This window comes from Spirosoma sp. 48-14 (assembly GCF_001898575.1).
In the GTDB taxonomy this organism is placed as follows: domain Bacteria; phylum Bacteroidota; class Bacteroidia; order Cytophagales; family Spirosomataceae; genus Spirosoma.
In genome coordinates, this window is the sequence record NZ_MKUD01000022.1 from 189,652 (window position 1) to 210,895 (window position 21,244).

Consider the following 21,244-nt stretch of genomic DNA (forward strand, 5'->3'; position numbering starts at 1 on the left):
TGACTTGACATGAAATTAAAAACATTAGCTATAGCGGCTCTTATTGTCGCAGCAGGAACCAGTTGTGATACGAAATCATTCCTGGATATTAACACCAACCCGAACCAGTTACCCACGGCTTCGCCCAGTTATGTATTTACGAATGCCCTGAATACATCGGCACGAAATATTGCCGGTAATAATGACGGGGGTGGTTCGAGCGAAATCGGCTTCTACTGGTCGGGTCAGTGGACACAAGGCAATGGTTATATTATCAATACGGCCCAGTTCGCTTACCAGTATACCAACGGGGACTTCAACTTTTGGGACCCGTACTTCGATAACCTGGAAGATTACCAATATGTAATCAATAATGCAGATGCCAATAACCAGAAGTATCTGAAGGGACCATCGAAAGTAATGAAAGCGATGCTGTATCAACAGCTTGTGGATATGTATGGTAACGTTCCTTATTCCGACGCGTTGAAAGCAACCGCTTCGCTGGCTCCTAAATTTGATGATCAGAAAACGGTTTATGAAGGATTGATCACATTGCTGGACGAGGCTATCGTTGATCTGAAAGCCAATCCATTTGCAAGTGCTTTTACTGGCTCCGACATCGTTTTCAACGGGAATACAACCAAATGGGCTCAATTCGCCAATTCGCTTAAACTGCGGATTCTGATTCGTCAGTCAAAAGTTTCGGGAAGAGATACATACATCAAAACCGAAATCAATAAGATTGTTACAGAAGGGTCTGGCTTTATTACTGGGGCTGAAGTCGGTGTTGGTGGAACGTCGTTCTTTCTGGCTACGGCAGGTAAGCTGAATCCCGTTTACGATCGCTGGGGCTATGATGCCAACGGTGCCAAGCGTGCATTGAACAACTACCCACGTTTGACGAAGTTCCTGATCGACAACCTAAAAGCATCGGGCGATACGCTACGGATGAAGCGGATTGCATATGCCAATGGTGGCGAGAGCTCGACGACGCCGGGTGTTAGTACGCAGAAAGAAATTTCGGCCAACTATTCGGGAACGCCTTTTGGGGTAAGCTCGGGTTACCTGCCTGCCAATACAACCTCGCTGGGGCCCAGCCTGCTTGTAAAAGGTGAGTATAACCGCCCGTACATTATCATGACCGCTTCAGAAGTTCAGTTCCTGCTGGCAGAGGCTAAACAACGCTATAGCGATGTAACGCTTCCCAATACGGCTAAAGCATATTTTGAAGAGGGCATTCTGCAATCGTTCCGGGTACTGGGAGCAAATACGGCAGGTGCAGCGGCTTATAAAGGCAGTGGTATCCAGAATTATGACTGGGATGCATCGACCGATAAGCTGACGGCTATCGCTATCCAGAAATGGATATCGTTCGTGAACTTCAATGGCCTTGAAGCATGGGCAGAATACCGTCGGACAAATTTGCCGGTTATTCCACAAAGTGTTCAGGTACCAGAAGCTAACAAACGGCCGCTTCGGTTCTTCTATCCGAACACTGAGTCCGGTTCGAACTCGGCTAACGTCACAGCACAGGGGACTATTGATGTATTCAGCACCAAACTGTTCTGGGATGTCGATTAACCTATCCTGAGTCAAGTTTATAAAAGGAGGTCATCTTTTCGGGTGACCTCCTTTTTTATGGGCTTACTGGTCAACGATGATTGTTCTCCGTTGCTGGAACATAAAAAAAGCGGATCGATAAGATCGGTCCGCTTTCTGCATTACGCTTTATCCAACTATTAAAATTTACGATCCAACAAAAATTGCTTGGGCATTACAGATACGCTGGTCAGCTTTTGTAGCAAGTCTTGATGGGCTTTACCCTATTGTTAGGGTGTAAATTTGTCAGGCAATTAAATGGCATTCCCTATCCCATCATAGCAAACCTGTAGTAATGTATACTTTGCGGTATATATATTAATTTTTCGGTAGGTAGCTCAATAAGGTTAAGCGTAGTTACATACTGTTAAAAGAAACTGGAACCTCTTGAGGACGTTCGATACACGGCCACGTTTATTGGTTATGATGACAATTTACTGTACACCGAACCGCATAAACTTTTTCGATATTCTGAAGTTATTTTATAAAACCAGTTGACTCAACGACATGAAAGAGGAAAAGAATGTAAATCATGAAGATGCCCAGATAACTGGTCGCTCGGAAGGTCCTTTTGGATCGGGCGATACGGATCGGGATCGGCCTGTAGAGGACAACCGCAATCGATATAGCCAGGAGAATTCGGTGAATGGGCTCGGTAGTGAGCAGGTTCGGGGTGGACAGGATGGTCGCAACGATCGCGCTATTGGTAGTACCGACATGGATAGTAAGAATGGTTTACTGCGCATGGGGGATATGAGTAATAGCACCATGGAATTGACCGAAGAAGGAAAGAACGCAGCCGCAGCCGACGAAGTCAAAACAAATACGGCTATGGTCGATGTAACAACGCACGGGCCTGACGATTATGCATCGGATGAGGAGGTTCCTAATCCGAAAGCGCAGGAGTCGGCAAAACATCAGAATGATCCGAAGGAAAGTGAATTGGATGAAGAAACGCAGTCGGATCATGAAACTTCACTGGCTGAAACGGGTACCGATCTGAACAACAAACCAGCGTATTGATCGTAACCTGAACGAGCCTCTACACCCTTACAGTGAGCTGACAGCGTATGGTTTGGCTCGCAACGAGTTTTCACCCTTAAATAAACAACGTTATGAGCGTAAGTAGCAATTCCCGGAAAGAAAGTACTGAGTCTTATGCCGCTCAGGCCATGCACAATACCATGGGTATTCCGCCTGCATTGGCACAGTTAAACGATAAAAATCTTGATAACGAATTGCCATCGCGCGTAGCCGATAGCAACGATACTGATGTGCCCGGCGATGTGGCCGAAGCAGATGCCCTGACTGCGGAGGCAGACGACGATAGGACCAGTGCAGAAATCGAAGAGTCGAAGCGGGCTTCGTGGGGGCAGCCTCCGGTATCCAATGATCAGAATAATCCTGATTGGAACAGCCAGGCAACTGAGCAATCAGTACCGGCTACACGGGCCAACGAGCCTGAACGAACATTAGGCAATGCCTAAATCAAAATTAGTTGTTTTGCGCTAGTCGTCAGTCAGTAGGTTGTTAACCCGTATTGGCTGACGACTAGCGTTTTAGTTTATTTAGTGTATAGCATATCAGGTGATTCATCAACTTTTTCTGCCCTGCCTTTAAATCGCCAAGCGTAAGTTCGTAAATACGGCCGGGCGTCAATTCGGCCAGGGTAAGCGACACGGTTTTGTGATCGCCGGAAAGGGAAACGGCAGTTACTGGAACCGATTTAACATCCATCTGCGGAGAGCCATAGGCCTGGTGGTATTCGTAGTAATAGCTTCGAAAGTGATAGGCCGCTACTGCCCGAGCCGAAGCCTCATCCAGGGGTTGCGTAAACGTTAGGGTAAACCCGGTAGGCGTTAGTTGCATACTCATAATGTCGAGTGGAGCGCCGTTGCCAGATAGGTTGCCTTTGTAGCGTATTCGCTGAATACCACGAGCGCCCAGCCAGCCATGATCCGTTTGGCCGAGGTACAGGCTTCCATCGGGAGCGAAGGCCAGTCGATTGTTGCCAATCCGTAATCGGACTCCATGGTTACCGCCGTTGTCGAAAAACCGAACACAAGCTCCCTGCATCTGCCCATCAACTTCATCCGGCAGAATTCGTAGAAGATGCGGGAAATCCATCTCGCCAATAAACAACTGATTTGTAAAGGGACCGAACTTGCCGCCTGTATTATCCACAACGATCTGGGTAGGTGAGTGAGCCATCGACTCATGGGGGAATGCCACACTCTCCACTGTCCGCATACTGTCAAGCGTTTTTACTGGCAACGTTAACGGATCAATATCGGGAAATCCTGGTCGCCAGACCAAACTGGCTGGATGTCCGTAAAATTTACCCTCTTCAACGTGATACAGCTTACTGGTACCTAGCCAGTCGCCCTGATTGTCGGTAACGAACAAGCGTCCTTGTGCGTCAAAACCAATACCATTTGGCGACCGGAATCCACTGGCAAACGGTTTTAACTGACCGTCGGGGGTAAGCTGCATAACCCAGCCTCTGTATGGGACACAGGCATACATGCGTCCCTGGCGACCCAGGGCATCGTATTGACCCCGTAATTCATTCCGAATTCCCGCTCCATTAGACGCCGTATTCAGGCTGATGTATATGTTCCCTTTGGCATCTCGCACGGGGCCAAACGCAAACTCATGATAGTTTCCCGACATGCCATATTGATCGGTTATGGTCTCATACGTATCGGCTACACCATCTCCATCTGAATCGGTCAGGCGGGTTAATTCAGGACGTTGCACGACCAGCAGCTGACGGTTATTCAGGGCTACAACCCCCAGTGGATCATGCAGTCCTTCGGCAAAGAGTTTCCAGATTTTCGTTTTGGGATTATACAGCATAACCTCGCCCCGATGAAAGCAGGCTGCCAATCGACCATCAGGCAGAAAAGACAGCCCCCCTGTTTCGGCAACCAGTCCTGGCGGTGTAGGAATCGTTTCAACCTCATAATAATCTGAGATCGTGTCGACTGGGGCAACGAGCAGGAATGAGGAAAGAAGAAGTGTCGCGAGCATAGGAAAGAGAATAATCAGCAGAATGTGAGCACAGATAACATAACGTCATACATTAGTTGGACATGGTTAAAGTAAACTGACGGGTTCCGGCCGGTAGCCGTAACACACCATTTTTAAACTGCCCAACCGACGGTTTTAGCTGAATTCCTGATTGTGCCATCGCTAAAAAAGAGACAGATTCTTTGGAGGGGCTCAACGTAAAGGAGCGAACCAGCCCCCGCCCTGTAGGAAGCGGCCGGATAAGTTCATGTATAGTCACGCCATTGACGATATACTGAAATTCAGGATACCGATTCCGTAACCGATACCCTTTAAACTGGGGTATCTGTTCATTGGCTGTACCGATTCGCCAGGGAAAGCCGCCTGTATCCCGGAAGTAAATTTCACCCACAATTTTGGTGAGCCGCTGACCCTTGCCTTCCCACTGATCTGTATTATCGACAAAACCACCTGACCATGCATACCGCAGGCGACATTGTCCTGCATCGAATACATACGATTGCCCCCCTTCCGGGCCAGGCAGCCCAACCGCGATCGCAGCAGGTCCACAATCCGGCATGAACGTTCGGTAAACGGCTGGTAACTGTAATGCATAGGGATGGCCCGAATTCATCGGTTGGTGATGTTGATGGCCCGTTTCGGCCAAGCGTTCAGGGTTTGGCATATTGGGGTCCTGACTAGCGGGTGGGAGCCGTTTGGGTTCATTGGTGGCGTAGATAACCCCGTACATGATCGACCCATGCCCCGGATACGTACAGACAAATGGAAAAGCGCCTTCGGTCAGGGTGACAACCAGGGAATCTATGGTGCCGGGCTCAACGCTTCGGGTGTGAGCGAGTACTTCATCCATTACGGGTACATGGTGCTGCGCAGGACCTTTTGGGCCAAGTGCCAGCGCAAATTCGACAACCCGCAGACGTGAGTTCGGTCGGGTGATTACCAGGTTATGAGCCATGTCGTCTTTGTTCTGAAAAATAAGCGTCAACCGCGTCTGCTGGCGAACTACCAATCGCTTCTGGTCGAATTGAAGCGCATCAGTAGTCGTGACCGTAATCGTTGTATCCCGTTGCGCTTTGACTGTCTGAACGAGCAGGACAAAGCCTATCAGAAGAAATTTATACATACGAACAAAAGTAAGCAAAGTGATGAACAGGGGATAAGTTACTCCTGGTTATCTGCCATTTATCGATTGGCTAATAACGCATCAACCGCTGGTGCGGGTAGGCGATTGCCAGCCAGAACCTGTTCTTCCATCGCGGCAATTTGCTGACCCATACCCGGCTGAGCATAAAATTGGCTTTCAAGGCGTTGTCGCAGCAATGACCGGAACCAGGTTCGTTGCTGCTCCTGCCGACGCTGGCGCCAGTGCCCGTTGGTAGTCGTTAATTGCTGGTGTTCCTGAATGGTTTGCCAGATACCCGCCAATCCTTCATGGGTAATGGCCGAACAGGTGAGCACGGGCGGAAACCAGCCCGTGCCGGTGGGTGGAAACAGATGGAGGGCATTTTGGTACTCTACCTGTGCGCGGTTGGCTGCCGATCGATTGTCGCCGTCAGCTTTGGTAATACAGAGCGCGTCGGCCAGTTCCATGATCCCACGTTTCATGCCCTGTAATTCATCACCTGCCCCGGCTAGCATCAACAGCAGAAAGAAATCGACCATGCCATGTACTACAGTTTCCGACTGCCCCACACCTACCGTTTCGACCAAAATGATGTCGAAGCCCGCTGCTTCGCATAGTAGAATGGTCTCACGGGTGCGATGAGCCACGCCCCCCAGCGAATCGCCAGCTGGTGAAGGGCGAATGTAGGCGCTGGGATTCATCGAGAGGGTTTCCATGCGTGTTTTATCCCCCAGCAGACTGCCGCCCGAACGTTGACTGGTAGGGTCAATGGTCAACACGGCCAGCCGATGCCCCAAGTTCGTCAGATACTGCCCAAACCCCTCAATAAAGGTGCTTTTTCCAACGCCGGGAACGCCTGTAATACCCACCCGAATCGATTGGCCGGTAGCTGGTAAAACAGCTTCCAGAACTTGCTGGGCCAGAGCCTGATCGTCGGGGCGACGGCTTTCAACCAGCGTAATGGCTCGGCTCAGTAACAGTCGGTCGCCAGCTAGAATACCTTCGATGTATTGATGAGCAAGCAGTCGTTGACGCATTCCGAGCTGAGTATGGGTGATGGTAACCTGTTCAGGCTGTTACACTGGCTTATTTTAAATCCTCTGGTGTTGTAATCTTGATGTTTTCGTACGAACCGTCGATCAGTGTAATCGGAAATCCGGCAAATTCCATCACACTGGCGCAATCCGTAAAAAAAGGTTGTTCTTCCGCTGTAAAGGCTTGTCTGAACAGGTTGAGTTGAAAGGTTTGTGGGGTTTGTACCAACCGATACTGGCTTCGATTAACTGCCTGACTTCGGCCATCGGCATGAACAACGCGAACCGAGTCTTTTACCGGGACGCAGGTAACTGCCGAACCCATCCGGGCGGCTGTGTCAAAACTATTTTGTATAATTTCGGCCGACACAAACGGTCGTACACCATCATGAACGGCTACTAATCCTTCGGTCATGGGAATCGCGCTTAGTCCATTTCGTACCGACTGGAAACGGGTGCCCCCCCCATCAACAAGTGCAATGGATGGAGAAAACTGATGCTGCTCACACAGATTTAACCAGGTGATTCGATCCGTAGCTGGCAGAACCAGAAAAATCTGTGAAGCCGGAAGCACGTCCAGAAACCGCTCCAGGGTATGCTGAAGAATAGGTTTACCGCGTAGCAGAAGAAATTGCTTCGGTATATCCGATTTCATCCGGCTGCCACTGCCTCCGGCAACAATAATGGCATATCGGTCGGCAGCCGGGCTATTGGCCGATTGATCGTCGTCAGTCATGGGTGAATTGCAAAAAATAAGGGGCACTAAGGCCCCAAAAATACAAATGACTACTGACTAATCCCTAACGACTTACAGAATCAACATGGCGTCGCCGTAGCTGAAGAAACGATATTTTTCTTTGATCGCAATCTGGTACGCTTCTTTAATAAGCTCATGCCCACCGAAAGCGCTCGTCATCATGATCAGGATAGATTCAGGAAGGTGTAGGCTTGTCAGCAGCGAATTGGCGATTTTAAAATCGTAGGGCGGGAAAATGAACCGATCTGTCCAGCCTTCAATGGGCTTCAATCGGCTATTGGCCGATACCGACGATTCAATGGCTTTGAGGGAAGTGGTCCCTACTGCACAAACCCGTTTTCCGGCATCCAGCGCCGTGTTGACGATCTGAGCAGAGCCGTCCGTGATTTTAAAGTTTTCGGAATCGGTTTTGTGTTTGGTGAGGTCTTCTACGTCCACCTGCCGGAACGTGCCCAGGCCTACATGCAGCGTGATGGGAGCGAAATGGATGCCTTTAATTTCCATCCGCTTCATCATGGCACGGGTGAAATGAAGACCAGCCGTAGGAGCTGCCACAGCGCCAATATGTTGGGCAAAAACGGTTTGGTAATCATCCCGGTCGGCCGATTCTGCTTCCCGATTCATTGCCCGTGGAATTGGGGTTTCGCCCAGTTCATCGATGGCTTTCATAAACTCTTCATGGTTACCATCGAACAGGAAACGGATTGTACGGCCGCGCGAGGTAGTATTGTCGATTACTTCGGCAACTAGATCGCTATCACCAAAATACAGTTTATTGCCAACACGAATTTTACGAGCAGGATCGACCAGTACATCCCAAAGCTTCATTTCGCGGTTAAGCTCACGAAGTAGAAACACCTCAATTTTAGCTCCGGTTTTTTCCTTGTTGCCATAAAGCCGTGCTGGAAATACTTTCGTATCGTTAATTACCATCACGTCGCCATCATCAAAATAGCTGAGGATGTCCGAAAACTGTTTGTGCTCAATGGTTTTAGTTTTCCGGTCAACGACCATCAGCCGCGATTCACCCCGCTCTACCGGGTACTTGGCAATAAGACTATCGGGTAAATCAAATTTGAATTCGGATAACTTCATAGTGTATCAGCACGGAACGAACGGTGCATTTTTTGTAAAGGCCGCAAATATAGTGAAAAACCCGGAAAATTTACCATCTTCCGGGAGTTTTTCTTGTAAATATCCGAGAAATGATTAGTGCGGAGATTCTTGTTGGTCTAATGGTTGTACCGAACCTTCGGTAGTGGTTACATGGTTGCGGTCTGAGATCGTAAATTTAGCCATTAGTTCGGGCGATACTTCGTTTGAATAGGTGCCTTGAGCAGCTACAAAAACCCCCTTCATGCCGTTGGAGGCCGTGATGGCGTACAACGTCATTTCATCACCAGGATCCGAAGTACCTTCGAATCGGTAAAATTTATCGACGTGAAAATCCTCACTTTTTAATTTCGTCTGGGTACTTTTTTCTTCCAGAAAATCTTTGCGGGGGCCAAACTCGTGGGTGTACCCCTCGGTCCGAAGTTTATCCATGGCTTCGGTTAGGGTTGTCATGTGGTTCATAACGGTAGAGAATTAGTATAGGATTAAAACACAAAACAGGCAGGATGGTTTTCGGCAGATAAGTGCCCGGTTAAGCCTTTTGCTAAACATTAGGATCAAGAAAGCTATTAAATAGTCAGTATATAACACTCGAAGATTATCATGATAACTCGCACCTATTCGATTCCCACATTGCTTTTGGTGGGATTAAGCTTAGCAGCCTGTAACTCCACAGATCCAGAGTTTAATGCACCCGTAATTCCCCAACGGATCGATTTTGTGGCTACGCGTCAGTATCCAGAAGGAATAACCTACTCACCTACAATCGACAAATTTCTGGTTAGTTCGATAACGCAGGGGAAAATCGGGACAGTTGACCAGAATGGACGGTATGAAGAACTGATAGCGAATGATAAACAGTTGATCAGTAGTATTGGCATGAAAGTTCGTGACGGCCTGCTCTATGTGTGCAATGGGGATCAGGGTGTTTCGGATAAGAGTACACCGCAAACGGCACTTAAGACAGCTGGCCTGTTTGTCTATGATCTGGCTACAAAGCAGAAAGTTCGCCAGATTGATCTGGCCAGTTTGTTACCAACCTCGAATCATTTTGCCAATGATATTGCCTTTGATAACGACGGCAACGCTTATGTAACAGACTCATTTGCACCCGTTATTTATAAAATATCGGCTAATTCGGAGCAGGCAGTTGTGGCCGTTACATCGACACTTTTTTCAGGTGACCAGGGTATCAATTTAAACGGTATTGTGTATCACCCAGATAAGTATCTACTCGTGGTAAAGTCCAACGAGGGTAAATTGTTCAAAGTTGAGCTGGACGATAATACGATAACGGAAGTAACGGGTGTGAGCTTGCCGAATGGCGATGGTATGCTGCTCTACAACAATGATTTATACGTCGTAAACAGCCGTAATAAAGTATCGCAGGTGCGCAGTACGGACGGGTGGAAAACGGCTACGCTGGTTAAAACCGATGAGGCTGGCTATGACCAGGCCACGACGAATGTATTGGTTGGCGATAAAATTTATTCGTTGAACGCCCGAATCGATGAAGTCAGTGCGGCCGCAGCGGCCAAAGATCCCAGCCGACTGCAAGCTAATACGTACAGCATTCAGCAATTTAAATAGCAAAGCGGTCAGGTATGGAACAAGAGGGCGCTTTACCCACTGCTCCATACTCTGACCGTTTTGTTAATTAATCAGGCAGCACTTTAATCATGATGTCTTTATAATACACTTTGCTCTTTGGGTCGTGGCCTTGTAAGGCAATGGTCCCCATGCTGAGCTTTTTGGGTTTAGACGACGTGCTGATGCTGTCGGGTTCAGTATAATCGTTGATCACTTTGTCGTTGACTTTAATGATCACTTTTTTCCCATTCACAATAATGTGTTCTGTGTACCATTCGTCGTCTTTAACAAAGACCTCTTTTACGTCCTGAACACCATAAACGCTTCCGGTTTTCCGCCAGTCGGTATGGGTTTGGTTGACCTGGATTTCATATCCTTGTGATGGCCAGCCCGATGGCTGATACGCCGTATGGATAAACATACCTGAGTTGGAGCCGGGCATCGTTTTGACACTGGCTTTCCACTCGAAGTTTTTGAAGGAATGATTGTGAACAGGACCTTCGTAAAACAGATGGGCTCGTGGGCCGTTGACAACAATCGCTCCATCCTGGATGGTAAATGTACCTGGGCTGTCTTCGGTAACTTTCCAGCCGTTGAATGTCTTGCCATCGAAAATACTAACCCATCCGTCGGCCGATGGGCGAATAGTAAAACTTAAGCAGAAACCAAGTAGGAGCGTTGCTGCTAAAAAAGTCATGCGATTTTTCATACAAATAGGGCGAGTTATGGTTGAGAGCAGCCCATTTCTAAAAGCATGACTTATCAAAAAACTAACGACCTGTCTGTATTCCGGCATGGTTTTAGAATAAATCCCTGTTTCCATGCGATCAAATAGCTTTATTCCCATGCGTTCATCATTTTTGTCCGCCAATTCGTTAGATTGGCAACCGAATCAACCAGACTATATCATGCGCAATTTCGTTCTGCTGGTTTTGGGGTTGGTCTTCGCTTCGTGTAAGCTCACCGTTCCCAGTGTATTTGACGCTCAATTTTCATCGACACCAACTGAAGCTCCCGTAACACCGGGCCAAATTGATGAAGCTTCGGGTATGGTTGATAGTCGTACTCAGCCCGGCTATATCTGGATTGAGCAGGATAGCGGAAGTCCCAATGAGCTGGCCTTGCTGGGCTACGATGGGAAAGTAAAAGGCAAGATTACCATACCGAACGCCACAAACCGCGATTGGGAAGAAATGTCAATTGGGCCAGGGCCAAAAGACGGGATCAATTATCTCTACATAGGCGATATTGGTGATAATAACGCTCAATATTCAGGTTGTGTCATTTATCGATTCCCTGAGCCTTCCTCTTTACAGGCTAGTGTAACTGGGGTTGAACGGATCAATTTTCGGTATCCTGATGGACCACACGATGCCGAAGCCATGTTTGTCGATCCAGGAACAAAAGATATCTACATCATCACTAAGCGTGAAGAAAAAGTCCGGCTTTACAGTTTACCGTATCCACAGAATATAAATGAGGTAACGGTCGCGACAGCCTTTGGTGAACTACCGTCGTTTGGTGGGGGCGGCCTGGCCAATTACGTCACGTCGGCGGCCATTTCGCCGGATGGCAGCGAGTTGCTGGTTCGTACCTACACGCAACTGTATTACTGGAAGCGCAATAGCGGGCAATCCGTTGCGGATGCGTTGCAATACGGTACATCGCGCCAGCTAACAGTTCGGCTGGAGCCACAAGGCGAAGCCGTGTGTTTCGATAAAGATAACAAAGGCTTTTTTACCATCAGCGAACGAGCCAATGCGGCTTCTGTGAATCTTTATTATTACGCCAGGAAATAATTATTAATGAGCGAACGAGCGGACGAGTGAAAGAGCGAAAATTTGTCGCAAGCTTTATTACGATCGTTCAGTCGTTCACTCGTTCGCTCTTTCGCTTATGGATTCATCGATACTGATTATAGTTCTGAGTTTGTCGGTACTGATTTCGTATGCGTTCGATTTGTTCAGTAGTCGATTCAAAACCCCGTCGGTTATGTTGCTATTACTGCTGGGTATGCTGACCAAGCAGGCAACCGACTATTTCAATGTGCAGGTCCCTTATGTGGCCACCATCTTACCTACCCTTGGTACACTTGGCCTGATTCTGATTGTACTGGAAGGGGGACTCGATCTGGAGCTTCATGCCGAGCGATTAAGTGTTATTCGCCGAACCCTTCTGGCTTCGTTGATGGCTATTATTGGGAGTACGCTTCTGATGGCCAGTATGTTGTACCTACTCCTGAACGATTCATTTTATCATTGCCTGATTGCAGCCCTGCCGTTTTCTATCGTTAGCAGCACCGTAACCGTACAGACTGTTGCCAAACTGACGGGCGGTCAGCAGGAGTACGCGGTTTATGAATCAGCTTTTGCGAGTATTCTGGGTATTATGGCCTACAACTTTCTGTTGCTAAGTCGAAACTCGTTGCTGGGCGCTGTCTGGTCGTTTACGCGCGATACGCTGGCGATGGCTCTGATTTCGTTGGGTTGCTGCTTTTTACTTCTTTATCTGATTAGTCGAATTAACCACCGCATCAAATTCCTGCCCATTATTTCGGTGCTGTTTCTGGTGTATGCACTGGCCGAAATCAATCATCTGTCGTCGTTGCTGCTCATCCTGATCTTTGGTCTTTTTCTGAACAATACCGATCTGTTCATCCGGGGGCGACTGAGCCAGATTTTGAAAAACGACTTGTTCGAAAAAGAGCTAGACCAGTTGAAAAGCCTGGCTGCTGAAGGTGCTTTTGTGGTACGGACGTTCTTTTACTTATTATTGGGCTATGCTGCTGTGCCCCGGAGCTTAATTGATATCGATGCGCTGGTGGTAAGTGTATTGTTTGTTGGGGTGATTATTGGCTGGCGCTGGGTTACGCTTCGGGTAACGTATCAGGGCGAACTGACGCCCTTGCTCTGGATTGCTCCCCGTGGCCTGATTACAATCCTACTCTATCTCAATATTCCCGACGACCTCCGACTGGTCGGCTTTCGGGAGGGTATCCCGGTTCTGGTCGTCGTATTCTCGTCCTTAGTAGCCACGATTGGTATCCTGGGCAATAAGCGATTGATGAATTATAAATTATAGCGTATCATTCGTCAAATAGTGCCAGAATTGCCACAAAGACCGATTTGCCAAATACGTTAGGTTCTGATCGTTGGCAAAGGCTTCCCGTTCGAAACTGATATTTCTGTAAGCCGTATAATGATCCCGGTATTGAAATCGCCGAATCAGATACTCGATTACATACCAGAGATAAAAGGGAAGTATACCCAATTCGGCCTGTTGGCGAAGATGAATCCGCTCATGGTTAAGCAATGTTGGGCCCGGATTAGGTCGTTTTACTAATATGAATGGAAACAAGGCCATACCGTCGGCCCGCATAGACGAAAAGCGAACGACAAACATATACGTACGTTTATGGTAACCGAACAATGATAAGCACAAATGCATTCAGAAAGGTTTATAAAGTACGTGTTTTAGGCTGGGTTTTCATTGCATGGCCCAGCATGCAGCGACTAAAAACAGTATATAATGTCAACTCTGTTAATACTCCTCTTTGTAACCGGCTACAGTTTAATCACGCTTGAACATTCGATTCGGCTCAACAAAACCGCAACAGCGCTTATTACCGGCATTATTTGCTGGACGGCTTATGCGTTGATGAGCGATAATAAAGAGCTAGTTGGCGAGCAGCTCAGCAACCATTTATCGACTATTTCCGAAATTCTGTTTTTTCTGCTGGGGGCTATGACCGTTGTCGAATTGATTGATGCCCATGATGGGTTTACGCTCATTACAGACCGAGTTGCTACCCGCAGTATCCGAACTTTACTCTGGATCATAAGTCTGCTGGCGTTTTTCCTGTCGGCGTTGCTGGATAACCTAACAACGGCTATTGTCATGGTGTCAGTAGCCCGTAAGCTGGTGCGTAATACAGAACAGCGTCATATTATGGCCGGAATGATCATTGTAGCTTCAAATGCTGGAGGGGCCTGGTCGCCCATTGGCGATGTAACAACCACAATGCTCTGGATTGGAGGGCAGGTGACGACCCTGGCTATTATTCGCGGTTTATTCCTGCCCAGTCTCATATCAATGGTCGTCCCCTTGGTATTGCTGACCCGATTGCAGCCGAAGGAAGAAATTAAATCGTCATCGCAGGGTATTAGTCGACCGTATGTGACACCCATTGCGCGTCGGTATCGGCGGATCATGTTAGCCGTCGGGTTGGGGGGGATGCTATTTGTGCCGATTTTCAAGACATTGACCCATTTGCCTCCTTACATGGGGATGATGCTGGTTTTAGGAATGATTTGGGTAGTATCGGAAGTGTTGCATAGTGATAAGGATGAGTCGGAGCGGAAACGGTTTACGGCGGCACATGCGCTAAGTCGGATCGATGTACCGAGTATCTTATTCTTTCTGGGGATATTACTGGCGGTGGGTGCACTGGAAGCCACATCTATCCTGCCGGCATTGGCCGAATCCTTAAACAAGGCAGTAGGCAATCTGGATGCCATCGTGTTCCTGATTGGGATCGTTTCAGCAGTGGTCGATAATGTGCCCATCGTAGCAGCCGCTATGGGTATGTACGATTTACAAACCTATCCGGCCGATGCTAAACTTTGGGAGTTTCTGGCCTACTGTGCAGGTACCGGAGGAAGTTTACTGGTAATTGGTTCGGCTGCGGGGGTGGCTGTGATGGGCATGGAGCGCCTGTCATTTGGCTGGTATTTACGAAAAATTAGCTGGTTGGCACTAATCGGCTATGTAGCTGGTGCTTTGGTCTATCTGGCTGAATTTGCCCTGTCGAATTAGTAGCTGTTAATCGGGAAAAGTTTTGTGCGCAAAGCTTGCTGTATACTTGATGTTTACTCCTTCATATAGTACCTTTGGTAGGATAAAATGTAAATAATCATGAGAAAAACAGGACTTATCGTAGCTTTTCTGATGGGTTGGCAAACCTTGCTGGCTCAATCAACGCCAACCGCCGAAGAAATCATGGACAAATACATTACCGCTATCGGTGGCAAAGACGCCTTATTGAAAGTTACTGATCTGACTACGAATATGTCGTCGGAGATGAATGGTAACGCCATCATTATGACTCGCAAGCAAAAGCTACCCAACAAATTCTCGATGGTTATTAATGCCAATGGCATGGAGGTCATGAAGCAAACGAGCGATGGCGAAAAAGTCGTAATGGGAGGGATGCAGGGAAGTCGCACGCTGGATGGCCCCATGGCTAAACAGATGGTGGTTATGAACACACTTTTCCCGGAGCTACACTATGCCGAAAACGGGGTGAAAAGTACGGTAGTGGGCCCCGAAAAAGTGGATGGGAAAGACACGTATAAGTTAAGTCATTCAACGGGCGATGGTGGTGCCACCTGGACGGATAACTTTGACACCACAACGGGGCTGAAAGTACAGTCGACGACCAAAACGCAGCAGGGGGAAATGACGACAGTCTATGCTGATTATAAGGAAGCTAATGGAATTAAATTCCCGATGACACTCCTGCAGCAATCACCGCGTGGCCCAATGACCATGTCGGTCGATAACGTCAAGGTAAATAAAGGCCTAAAAGATTCTGATTTCAATACCGCACAGTGAACCGTGTTCTGGTTGATTCAACTTCCTAAATGTGTTGACACGTTTGGGAAGTTTTTTTGGGGGATATTATACCTGGAATAAGGGCTTTTCGGAGGTAATATTGACCAGTACGAATCCGGTTGTCCCGTTTATCATAGCAGCCCGCATATTCAACTGGCTGGTCGTAACGATTGCTCCATTGCTGAACCACCAGACCGTATGTAGAATTTGGCCCTTCTTCTGTAGCTCGCCTGCATAAGCCGGATGCCCATTAAACAAAATTTCTCGTACATGTCGAAGTTCATAGCCACTGCCGAGCCAACAGACCATGGGACTATGATCGGCACTGATCCAATCGGTCTGGGGTTTTATGTAGATAAGTAAACCCGGTTTGGCTAATTGGACGAAACCATTCTGAAGGGGTTTGCAATGACAATCGGCGGTGTAGCGATGCCAGCTTGTATCCGTGCGTTGCAGAGAACGACACCAATCAGTAGCTGGCGTAGTATGGCTGGTTGTTAGCATACGAAAGCCAATACCAAAAGCCAGTAAACAAACGCTCCAGCCCGCCGATTTTAGCATAGTATTTGAGGTTGGAGTGTATGCATAAGCCGAGTCAGACTTTCCGTGTCGTTTTACCAGCATACTGGCCATCCACCAGCTTGGTCCCCAGGTATAAACCCCTACGCACACCAGCCCAATGACTTCATGGGCCAGTGTACCCGGCATTGCTGTAAACGCGACCAGCAAAACAATTCGAAACAGATTGCATAGCACAGTTAAACCTAAGGTAACCATTTCATAAATAAAGAGCCAGCCTAGTAGGACTCGTTTATGCTGGAGTCGTTCCTGCCAGATGAGACTGAACAGGCTTACCAGCAACGATACACCAGTCAGTTGTAACCCCATACAGGCTGGGTCGACAGCCATCTCAATAGGCTCGGTACCAGATGCGGTTCGTATCAGTACATTGCCGTCAACCTGCACCGACAGGCCAGCCGCGTTTAACAGATAACCAGCCCAGGTACTTAGTTTCAGGCGGATGGGAAACGAAAAAAGGCTCGATAGGTACCGTAAGCCCGGTGATAGCAGGCATAATGTGAGTAATCGGCCAGTCCACCGTTCGCGTCCGAAAGTGCCGGGCCACCAGGCATATACCAGCAACGCTATCGCCAGCCAGGAAATCAGATCAAGAGAGGGCATAGTGCTTTCGCCAGATTAACCAACCAAGTAATAAGACTAGGAGCCCCAATAGCGCCCATTCCTGTGGCTCAGGTACCGCCCCTTCTTCTTTCAATGTCGCATTCTCAAGACCAGATTTGTCCTTTTTAATACCGAATCGGTCGTAGTCAGCTGTAGTTTCGAGGACGACCAGACTGGATAAAGGCGAAACAATGTTGGCCAGTTGAGCTTGCAGAATCAGCGTATCCGTCTGGTAGTTTTTTACGAAATACTTCCTGCCAATGTGTTGTAACAACTGGTTATAGCTGAAGAGCCGCGCCAGGTGGTCGGGGGCTGTCGATGCGTTCGTAGCTTGTGTGTTGACCGATTGAATAGCCATATGAGCTTCTGGTATACTACTACGTGATGAATCGCGGATAGACTGGGGGAATTGGCGTTTTTTGTAGAAATCAATGAGCGTACATGTGTTGCCATTCAGCACATTCAGTACACCCAGTTCAGCCAGTGTTTTTAGATAAGGAGGCAAATTGACTCGCCCGTCATTCGAGGTGAAACAGAAGGTTCGAACAGGAGGCTGTGCATTGGCCAGTTCACTAAACCGATCGGCGAAACGACTGTTTTGCAAATCGCTCAGGACTGGCCCTGTCATTGCCCCTTTCGTAATAAGTAAGGCAGTGGCAGGGTGGTGTATCCGGTAGATCGGAAACAAGCTGAACGCTTGCTGATGGAGCCGGTCGTAAGTAACGTCGAGGTCAGATTCCCGGACTTGTTTGAGGCCATCATCGAATATCCACACCCGACAGTTACGTCGTTTTGCCGCCGTCCAGTAAGCCGTGGTGAATTCATCTTTCCGCCACGATGCATTAACGTCCAGATAGACGTCGGTGGGTGTAAACGTTTCACTCATTTGTCGAAGGGGTAGTACCCGATAACCCGTTCCGTTCAGGACAAAGACTTCGTTGGATAATGGGGGAGCCTGGAACCGAACTTCCCAACCCGGATGGTAATTCCCCTGATGCGTCAGTATGTTTTCCTGAAGGCCATCTAAAAACCAAGGCGTTTGCAGGTCGGTTGGATGCGAGGCAAAGTCGATGTGGATGAGTTCGTTTGCTGAGCTGGCGTCGGGGCCTTCGACTATGGGAGCCTGGTAAACTAAGTAATTGTCTGAAAGGCGTAGCGGGGAGGTGACTCCAATTTTTACGCGTCGATCCTGCCCGGCCCGACACGGAAATACGCGGACGGTTACGCGGTTTCCTTCCTGCCAGTGAACCACCGATGGATCGCGTGCCAGTCTCCGGGAGTCAACACCAACAATGGTTCGATAAGCGGTATCGGCTTTGGCAACCGTAGTTAGTCGGGCGGGTTCTTCACGGCCATTCACCCAAAGCGACATGGAGGAAACCACCGACCCGGCAGGTAATTGAAAGGTAAAAAGGGCCTCTTCAGTGGTGTTTCGAGCCTGGTTCCGAATGCGGAAGGTTTGCTCGGTGTAGCTAATCCGGAACTGTGGCCAGATCCGAATCTGCGAAACCACATCTTCGGTGATGAGGTGGCGTCCAGTCCAAAGTTTTTCTTCGGCTCCGTGCCGATTGGCCGATAGTACTTTTAGTAAGGCCAGTTGATCAGCATTATCCAGTACATCGGCAGGAAACAATAAGGAGGCAATGGCAACCAGCGGGTCATGTTCCCGAACCTCGTCGAGTTTGGTAAAACTGGTTAGGCCGATACCAGTACCACTATCCCCAAGCATCCGATCATACACCCGATCGCTTAGCAGTAACCGATTGGTAATCCAGGTGGGTTTCAAGCGTTGGGCTATAAGCACCCAATCGGGCAGATCGCTTGTTTTACGAACCGTAGCTTCTAGCTGTGTCTGTTCAATACTGTTTAAGTCATGAATCCAGCCACTCAGGAAAAGCCCAAGCGCAAGGATCGGTGTGATCGCCCCAACGCCTATTCCCAGCCGTAGATGTTCGTCCTGATGACCATCGAACCAGAGTCGTTTGCCCAGGGCGATGGTAAACAGGAGGGGAATAAAGGTATGAATGGATAGCCCCAGGCCGATCAGCATAGGAATGCTGATGAGGTAGATGGGCGCAATGTAAATAGCCATGTACAGAAATAGCCACCACCCAATAGCCAGTGAGGCATAGAGGGCTTGCTGCATCCGAACCGATAAAGCATCTTTCCAGGCGAAAAGTACCATCGCCACACCCGTTATGACCAGCGCCCAGCATAGCCAGGTGGTTGATTGCTGAAAAACCGCTAACTCCCGATTCAGCCCATAGGCGCTAATAAGCCACAAAAGTAATCCGACCCATCGTGTCGGTCTGCCTGCAGCATAGTGGTCGGAACGGTACCTGAAATAGCCCTGTGTCCATAAAAGAATCGAAAAGATGACGGCTAAACAATAGTGAAGCATGATCATCCCTCCGTTATAATTGCCTGCCTGACGAGAATCGCCCAGCAGTTCATACACTAAAAATGCCCCGCCCGATGTAGCCAGGAACCCTAAACCGATACCAAACCATGAATCCTGAAACGGCTCCAGAAAGCGGGTTCGGGCAGAAGAATTGGGAAAGTCATGGTCCGTGGCATCAGGCTGAATGGCAGTGCCCCGTACAGGTGAGGTAAATAAACGGGTAGTTGATTTTGGGTTCATAAAAGTACTTTGTTTTTCAAAGTAAAATGATAAATAAAAAATATAGCCAACCTATCAACGAGAGTTGAAAGAACGGACTAGTGCCTAGCTAAGTCTTCAGTAGCTAAGCTGCTACATATTTTTAATAAATGCTTCCAGGGCGTTCAGGTGATCGGTAAACGCTTGCTGACCGGCTGGGGTAGCCGAATACGTAGTGTTGGGTTTGCGGCCAACAAACTGTTTCTGTACCAAAACATAGCCTGCGTCTTCCAGCGCACGGAGGTGCGTGGCGAGGTTGCCATCGGTTAAGCTAAGTAATTCTTTCAGCGCGTTGAAACTCAGAGAGTCATTGACCATTAGGACCGACATAATACTCAGCCGCGCTTTGCTTTCAAAGGCTTTGTTAAACTGAGCCAGCAGGTCGTTCTTCATGTGGGGTACGTTCGTATTTATAATACATGGCTAAGCCATAGGCAATATGCAGCAGGCCAAATCCAATAGCCCAGGTCAGCAGGTTATAGCCTGGCCAGAACAAGGAAAGTAAGCCGAGAGCAATTTCGCAGTAGGCTAACGATTCAACGTCGCGCAGGGTGTATTTGCTCCCGTTGAGCAGGGCCAGACCGTAAAAAATCAGTGTTGCCGGAAAAGATAGCCAAATCAGGTTATAATACAGTAACGCCAGACAAAATACACCTCCGGTTGCCAACGGAACGATCATAGCCCATAACAACCGTTTCGACGGTTGATTCCAGACGGTCAATCCCTGACGCCTGGCTTTACGAACGGTAAAATACGTGCCAGATGCCAGCGCTAAGGCCAATACGCTAATGGCTACGGTTACCAGAAACTGCCTGACATCGTGCTGATTGACAGGATTGCCCGGTCGTGAGTCGTAAGTGCCTATGGTCGTAAACAGACCCGTGCGTAGTCGTGTATAAACAACAGCCGCTCCTCCGAGTGCAATTACCCCGGCCGATACGCCCGATAAACCACTAAGCGACAGAAATTTGGAAGACCGCTCCATTAATAGGCGGATTTCCGACAGGGTTTGCAGATGTTCGCGGGATTCGTGCATGGCTACGTATGAGTCAGAAAGGTAAAGATTGGGTAATAGGAATACGAAATATAAACTATAGGCTTTCGATTAGAAGCAGGCCAGAGTTGGGTCGAATGGAATCGAAAACCAGAGTCTGGAATTATTTGTCATGCTTAGAAAATCATTGAGCAAATGGCTGCCGAAAATAATAATACCAACGAGTACGGCAGCTATGACCAGGATCAACACTGCGCCGGATGAAAGGTCTTTGATCGCTTTGATTTGCGGATGGATACCCGGTGAAACAAAGTCGCACAATTTTTCGATGGCCGTATTAAAGGCCTCTGCCGCCCAGACCAGACCAATTTGGGTCAGGATAATGGTCCATTCGATATGGGTCAGTTGAACCCAGAAACCACCTGCCAAAACCAGTCCGGCTACCAATAGATGTACTTTGGCATTGTTCTCGAAACGGAACAAGTCCAGAATACCCTGCCCGGCAAACCCAAAACTTCGGATGACCTTTCGAAAATCAATCATACCGCAAACATAGCATTGCAGCCTG

General features: G+C 48.4%; 21 protein-coding genes. 8 read left to right on the forward strand and 13 right to left on the reverse strand.

Annotation, left to right across the window (positions count from 1 at the left end):
- Positions 1-9 precede the first annotated feature (9 nt).
- The 3 genes from BGO59_RS13680 (at position 10) to BGO59_RS13690 (ending at position 3,065) form a co-directional block, all read left to right on the forward strand.
- Positions 10-1,560, forward strand: a complete 1,551-nt coding sequence (locus BGO59_RS13680; protein WP_293684172.1) for a SusD/RagB family nutrient-binding outer membrane lipoprotein — start codon at positions 10-12, stop codon at positions 1,558-1,560.
- Positions 1,561-2,085: 525 nt separating this feature from the next.
- Complete coding sequence (locus tag BGO59_RS13685; protein ID WP_293684173.1) at positions 2,086-2,601, forward strand: hypothetical protein; 516 nt, start codon at positions 2,086-2,088, stop codon at positions 2,599-2,601.
- A 92-nt stretch (positions 2,602-2,693) separates the two neighbouring features.
- Positions 2,694-3,065 carry a hypothetical protein gene (locus BGO59_RS13690; protein ID WP_293684174.1) on the forward strand — a complete coding sequence of 124 codons (372 nt, stop codon included), beginning with the start codon at positions 2,694-2,696 and terminating at the stop codon, positions 3,063-3,065.
- Positions 3,066-3,129: 64 nt separating this feature from the next.
- On the opposite strand, the gene BGO59_RS13695 is transcribed toward BGO59_RS13690, so the two are convergent.
- The 6 genes from BGO59_RS13695 to BGO59_RS13720 form a co-directional block, all read right to left on the reverse strand.
- Entirely contained in the window at positions 3,130-4,611 is a 1,482-nt protein-coding gene (locus BGO59_RS13695) for a hypothetical protein (protein WP_293684175.1), read from the reverse strand.
- A 52-nt stretch (positions 4,612-4,663) separates the two neighbouring features.
- On the reverse strand, positions 4,664-5,734 hold the full coding sequence (locus BGO59_RS13700; RefSeq protein ID WP_293684176.1) for a plastocyanin/azurin family copper-binding protein: 1,071 nt from the start codon (positions 5,732-5,734) through the stop codon (positions 4,664-4,666).
- Between the two features lie 59 nt (positions 5,735-5,793).
- Positions 5,794-6,771, reverse strand: a complete 978-nt coding sequence (meaB, locus tag BGO59_RS13705) for a methylmalonyl Co-A mutase-associated GTPase MeaB (RefSeq protein WP_293684177.1) — start codon at positions 6,769-6,771, stop codon at positions 5,794-5,796.
- A 49-nt stretch (positions 6,772-6,820) separates the two neighbouring features.
- Positions 6,821-7,504 (reverse strand): 2-C-methyl-D-erythritol 4-phosphate cytidylyltransferase, encoded by a 684-nt coding sequence (locus BGO59_RS13710; RefSeq protein WP_293684178.1) that lies wholly within the window; start codon positions 7,502-7,504, stop codon positions 6,821-6,823.
- 72 nt (positions 7,505-7,576) lie between these two features.
- Positions 7,577-8,620, reverse strand: coding sequence for a tRNA preQ1(34) S-adenosylmethionine ribosyltransferase-isomerase QueA (gene queA, locus BGO59_RS13715; RefSeq protein WP_020595360.1), 1,044 nt, complete (start codon positions 8,618-8,620; stop codon positions 7,577-7,579).
- A gap of 114 nt (positions 8,621-8,734) precedes the next feature.
- A complete protein-coding gene (locus BGO59_RS13720) occupies positions 8,735-9,100 on the reverse strand; it encodes a hypothetical protein (protein ID WP_293684179.1) in 366 nt (121 codons plus the stop codon).
- A 141-nt stretch (positions 9,101-9,241) separates the two neighbouring features.
- Between BGO59_RS13720 and BGO59_RS13725 the strand changes: the two genes are divergently transcribed.
- Positions 9,242-10,228: an SMP-30/gluconolactonase/LRE family protein gene (locus BGO59_RS13725; protein WP_293684180.1), complete on the forward strand. Its 987-nt coding sequence runs from the start codon at positions 9,242-9,244 to the stop codon at positions 10,226-10,228.
- Positions 10,229-10,295: 67 nt separating this feature from the next.
- Here BGO59_RS13725 and BGO59_RS13730 read toward each other — a convergent pair whose 3' ends face one another.
- On the reverse strand, positions 10,296-10,937 hold the full coding sequence (locus BGO59_RS13730; RefSeq protein ID WP_293684181.1) for a DUF1080 domain-containing protein: 642 nt from the start codon (positions 10,935-10,937) through the stop codon (positions 10,296-10,298).
- A 199-nt stretch (positions 10,938-11,136) separates the two neighbouring features.
- Here BGO59_RS13730 and BGO59_RS13735 point away from each other — a divergent pair, with 199 nt between their 5' ends.
- Positions 11,137-12,027 (forward strand): PE-PGRS family protein, encoded by an 891-nt coding sequence (locus tag BGO59_RS13735; RefSeq protein WP_293684182.1) that lies wholly within the window; start codon positions 11,137-11,139, stop codon positions 12,025-12,027.
- Positions 12,028-12,124: 97 nt separating this feature from the next.
- Positions 12,125-13,309 carry a sodium:proton exchanger gene (locus tag BGO59_RS13740; protein WP_293684183.1) on the forward strand — a complete coding sequence of 395 codons (1,185 nt, stop codon included), beginning with the start codon at positions 12,125-12,127 and terminating at the stop codon, positions 13,307-13,309.
- Here the strand turns inward: BGO59_RS13740 and BGO59_RS13745 are convergent.
- Entirely contained in the window at positions 13,304-13,630 is a 327-nt protein-coding gene (locus BGO59_RS13745; RefSeq protein ID WP_293684184.1) for a hypothetical protein, read from the reverse strand. The two genes, BGO59_RS13740 and BGO59_RS13745, sit on opposite strands and share 6 nt — an antisense overlap.
- Before the next feature lie 126 nt (positions 13,631-13,756).
- Between BGO59_RS13745 and nhaD the strand changes: the two genes are divergently transcribed.
- Entirely contained in the window at positions 13,757-15,043 is a 1,287-nt protein-coding gene (gene nhaD, locus BGO59_RS13750; RefSeq protein WP_293684185.1) for a sodium:proton antiporter NhaD, read from the forward strand.
- 99 nt (positions 15,044-15,142) lie between these two features.
- The gene (locus tag BGO59_RS13755) at positions 15,143-15,841 is read left to right on the forward strand and encodes a hypothetical protein (protein ID WP_293684186.1); all 699 of its coding nucleotides are present in this window, start codon (positions 15,143-15,145) and stop codon (positions 15,839-15,841) included.
- A gap of 66 nt (positions 15,842-15,907) precedes the next feature.
- Here BGO59_RS13755 and xrtN read toward each other — a convergent pair whose 3' ends face one another.
- The 5 genes from xrtN to BGO59_RS13780 all read right to left on the reverse strand — a co-directional run bounded on the left by xrtN (position 15,908) and on the right by BGO59_RS13780 (position 21,219).
- The gene (xrtN, locus tag BGO59_RS13760) at positions 15,908-17,023 is read right to left on the reverse strand and encodes an exosortase N (RefSeq protein WP_293684187.1); all 1,116 of its coding nucleotides are present in this window, start codon (positions 17,021-17,023) and stop codon (positions 15,908-15,910) included.
- Entirely contained in the window at positions 17,010-19,664 is a 2,655-nt protein-coding gene (locus tag BGO59_RS13765; RefSeq protein ID WP_293684188.1) for an XrtN system VIT domain-containing protein, read from the reverse strand. Before BGO59_RS13765 ends, xrtN begins: the two co-directional genes overlap by 14 nt.
- Positions 19,665-19,775: 111 nt before the next feature.
- Positions 19,776-20,075 carry a transcriptional regulator gene (locus tag BGO59_RS13770; protein WP_293684189.1) on the reverse strand — a complete coding sequence of 100 codons (300 nt, stop codon included), beginning with the start codon at positions 20,073-20,075 and terminating at the stop codon, positions 19,776-19,778.
- Entirely contained in the window at positions 20,047-20,718 is a 672-nt protein-coding gene (locus tag BGO59_RS13775; RefSeq protein ID WP_293684190.1) for a hypothetical protein, read from the reverse strand. Before BGO59_RS13775 ends, BGO59_RS13770 begins: the two co-directional genes overlap by 29 nt.
- 69 nt (positions 20,719-20,787) lie before the next feature.
- The gene (locus BGO59_RS13780; protein WP_293684191.1) at positions 20,788-21,219 is read right to left on the reverse strand and encodes a diacylglycerol kinase family protein; all 432 of its coding nucleotides are present in this window, start codon (positions 21,217-21,219) and stop codon (positions 20,788-20,790) included.
- Positions 21,220-21,244 lie beyond the last annotated feature (25 nt).

What these genes read in the sequence shown, in the direction of transcription:
- BGO59_RS13680 (WP_293684172.1), top strand. Translation starts at nt 10, where the DNA reads ATGAAATTAAAAACATTAGCTATAGCGGCTCTTATTGTCGCAGCAGGA.
- BGO59_RS13685 (WP_293684173.1), top strand. Translation starts at nt 2,086, where the DNA reads ATGAAAGAGGAAAAGAATGTAAATCATGAAGATGCCCAGATAACTGGT.
- BGO59_RS13690 (WP_293684174.1), top strand. Translation starts at nt 2,694, where the DNA reads ATGAGCGTAAGTAGCAATTCCCGGAAAGAAAGTACTGAGTCTTATGCC.
- BGO59_RS13695 (WP_293684175.1), bottom strand. Translation starts at nt 4,611, where the DNA reads ATGCTCGCGACACTTCTTCTTTCCTCATTCCTGCTCGTTGCCCCAGTC.
- BGO59_RS13700 (WP_293684176.1), bottom strand. Translation starts at nt 5,734, where the DNA reads ATGTATAAATTTCTTCTGATAGGCTTTGTCCTGCTCGTTCAGACAGTC.
- meaB (WP_293684177.1), bottom strand. Translation starts at nt 6,771, where the DNA reads ATGCGTCAACGACTGCTTGCTCATCAATACATCGAAGGTATTCTAGCT.
- BGO59_RS13710 (WP_293684178.1), bottom strand. Translation starts at nt 7,504, where the DNA reads ATGACTGACGACGATCAATCGGCCAATAGCCCGGCTGCCGACCGATAT.
- queA (WP_020595360.1), bottom strand. Translation starts at nt 8,620, where the DNA reads ATGAAGTTATCCGAATTCAAATTTGATTTACCCGATAGTCTTATTGCC.
- BGO59_RS13720 (WP_293684179.1), bottom strand. Translation starts at nt 9,100, where the DNA reads ATGAACCACATGACAACCCTAACCGAAGCCATGGATAAACTTCGGACC.
- BGO59_RS13725 (WP_293684180.1), top strand. Translation starts at nt 9,242, where the DNA reads ATGATAACTCGCACCTATTCGATTCCCACATTGCTTTTGGTGGGATTA.
- BGO59_RS13730 (WP_293684181.1), bottom strand. Translation starts at nt 10,937, where the DNA reads ATGAAAAATCGCATGACTTTTTTAGCAGCAACGCTCCTACTTGGTTTC.
- BGO59_RS13735 (WP_293684182.1), top strand. Translation starts at nt 11,137, where the DNA reads ATGCGCAATTTCGTTCTGCTGGTTTTGGGGTTGGTCTTCGCTTCGTGT.
- BGO59_RS13740 (WP_293684183.1), top strand. Translation starts at nt 12,125, where the DNA reads ATGGATTCATCGATACTGATTATAGTTCTGAGTTTGTCGGTACTGATT.
- BGO59_RS13745 (WP_293684184.1), bottom strand. Translation starts at nt 13,630, where the DNA reads ATGTTTGTCGTTCGCTTTTCGTCTATGCGGGCCGACGGTATGGCCTTG.
- nhaD (WP_293684185.1), top strand. Translation starts at nt 13,757, where the DNA reads ATGTCAACTCTGTTAATACTCCTCTTTGTAACCGGCTACAGTTTAATC.
- BGO59_RS13755 (WP_293684186.1), top strand. Translation starts at nt 15,143, where the DNA reads ATGAGAAAAACAGGACTTATCGTAGCTTTTCTGATGGGTTGGCAAACC.
- xrtN (WP_293684187.1), bottom strand. Translation starts at nt 17,023, where the DNA reads ATGCCCTCTCTTGATCTGATTTCCTGGCTGGCGATAGCGTTGCTGGTA.
- BGO59_RS13765 (WP_293684188.1), bottom strand. Translation starts at nt 19,664, where the DNA reads ATGAACCCAAAATCAACTACCCGTTTATTTACCTCACCTGTACGGGGC.
- BGO59_RS13770 (WP_293684189.1), bottom strand. Translation starts at nt 20,075, where the DNA reads ATGAAGAACGACCTGCTGGCTCAGTTTAACAAAGCCTTTGAAAGCAAA.
- BGO59_RS13775 (WP_293684190.1), bottom strand. Translation starts at nt 20,718, where the DNA reads ATGCACGAATCCCGCGAACATCTGCAAACCCTGTCGGAAATCCGCCTA.
- BGO59_RS13780 (WP_293684191.1), bottom strand. Translation starts at nt 21,219, where the DNA reads ATGATTGATTTTCGAAAGGTCATCCGAAGTTTTGGGTTTGCCGGGCAG.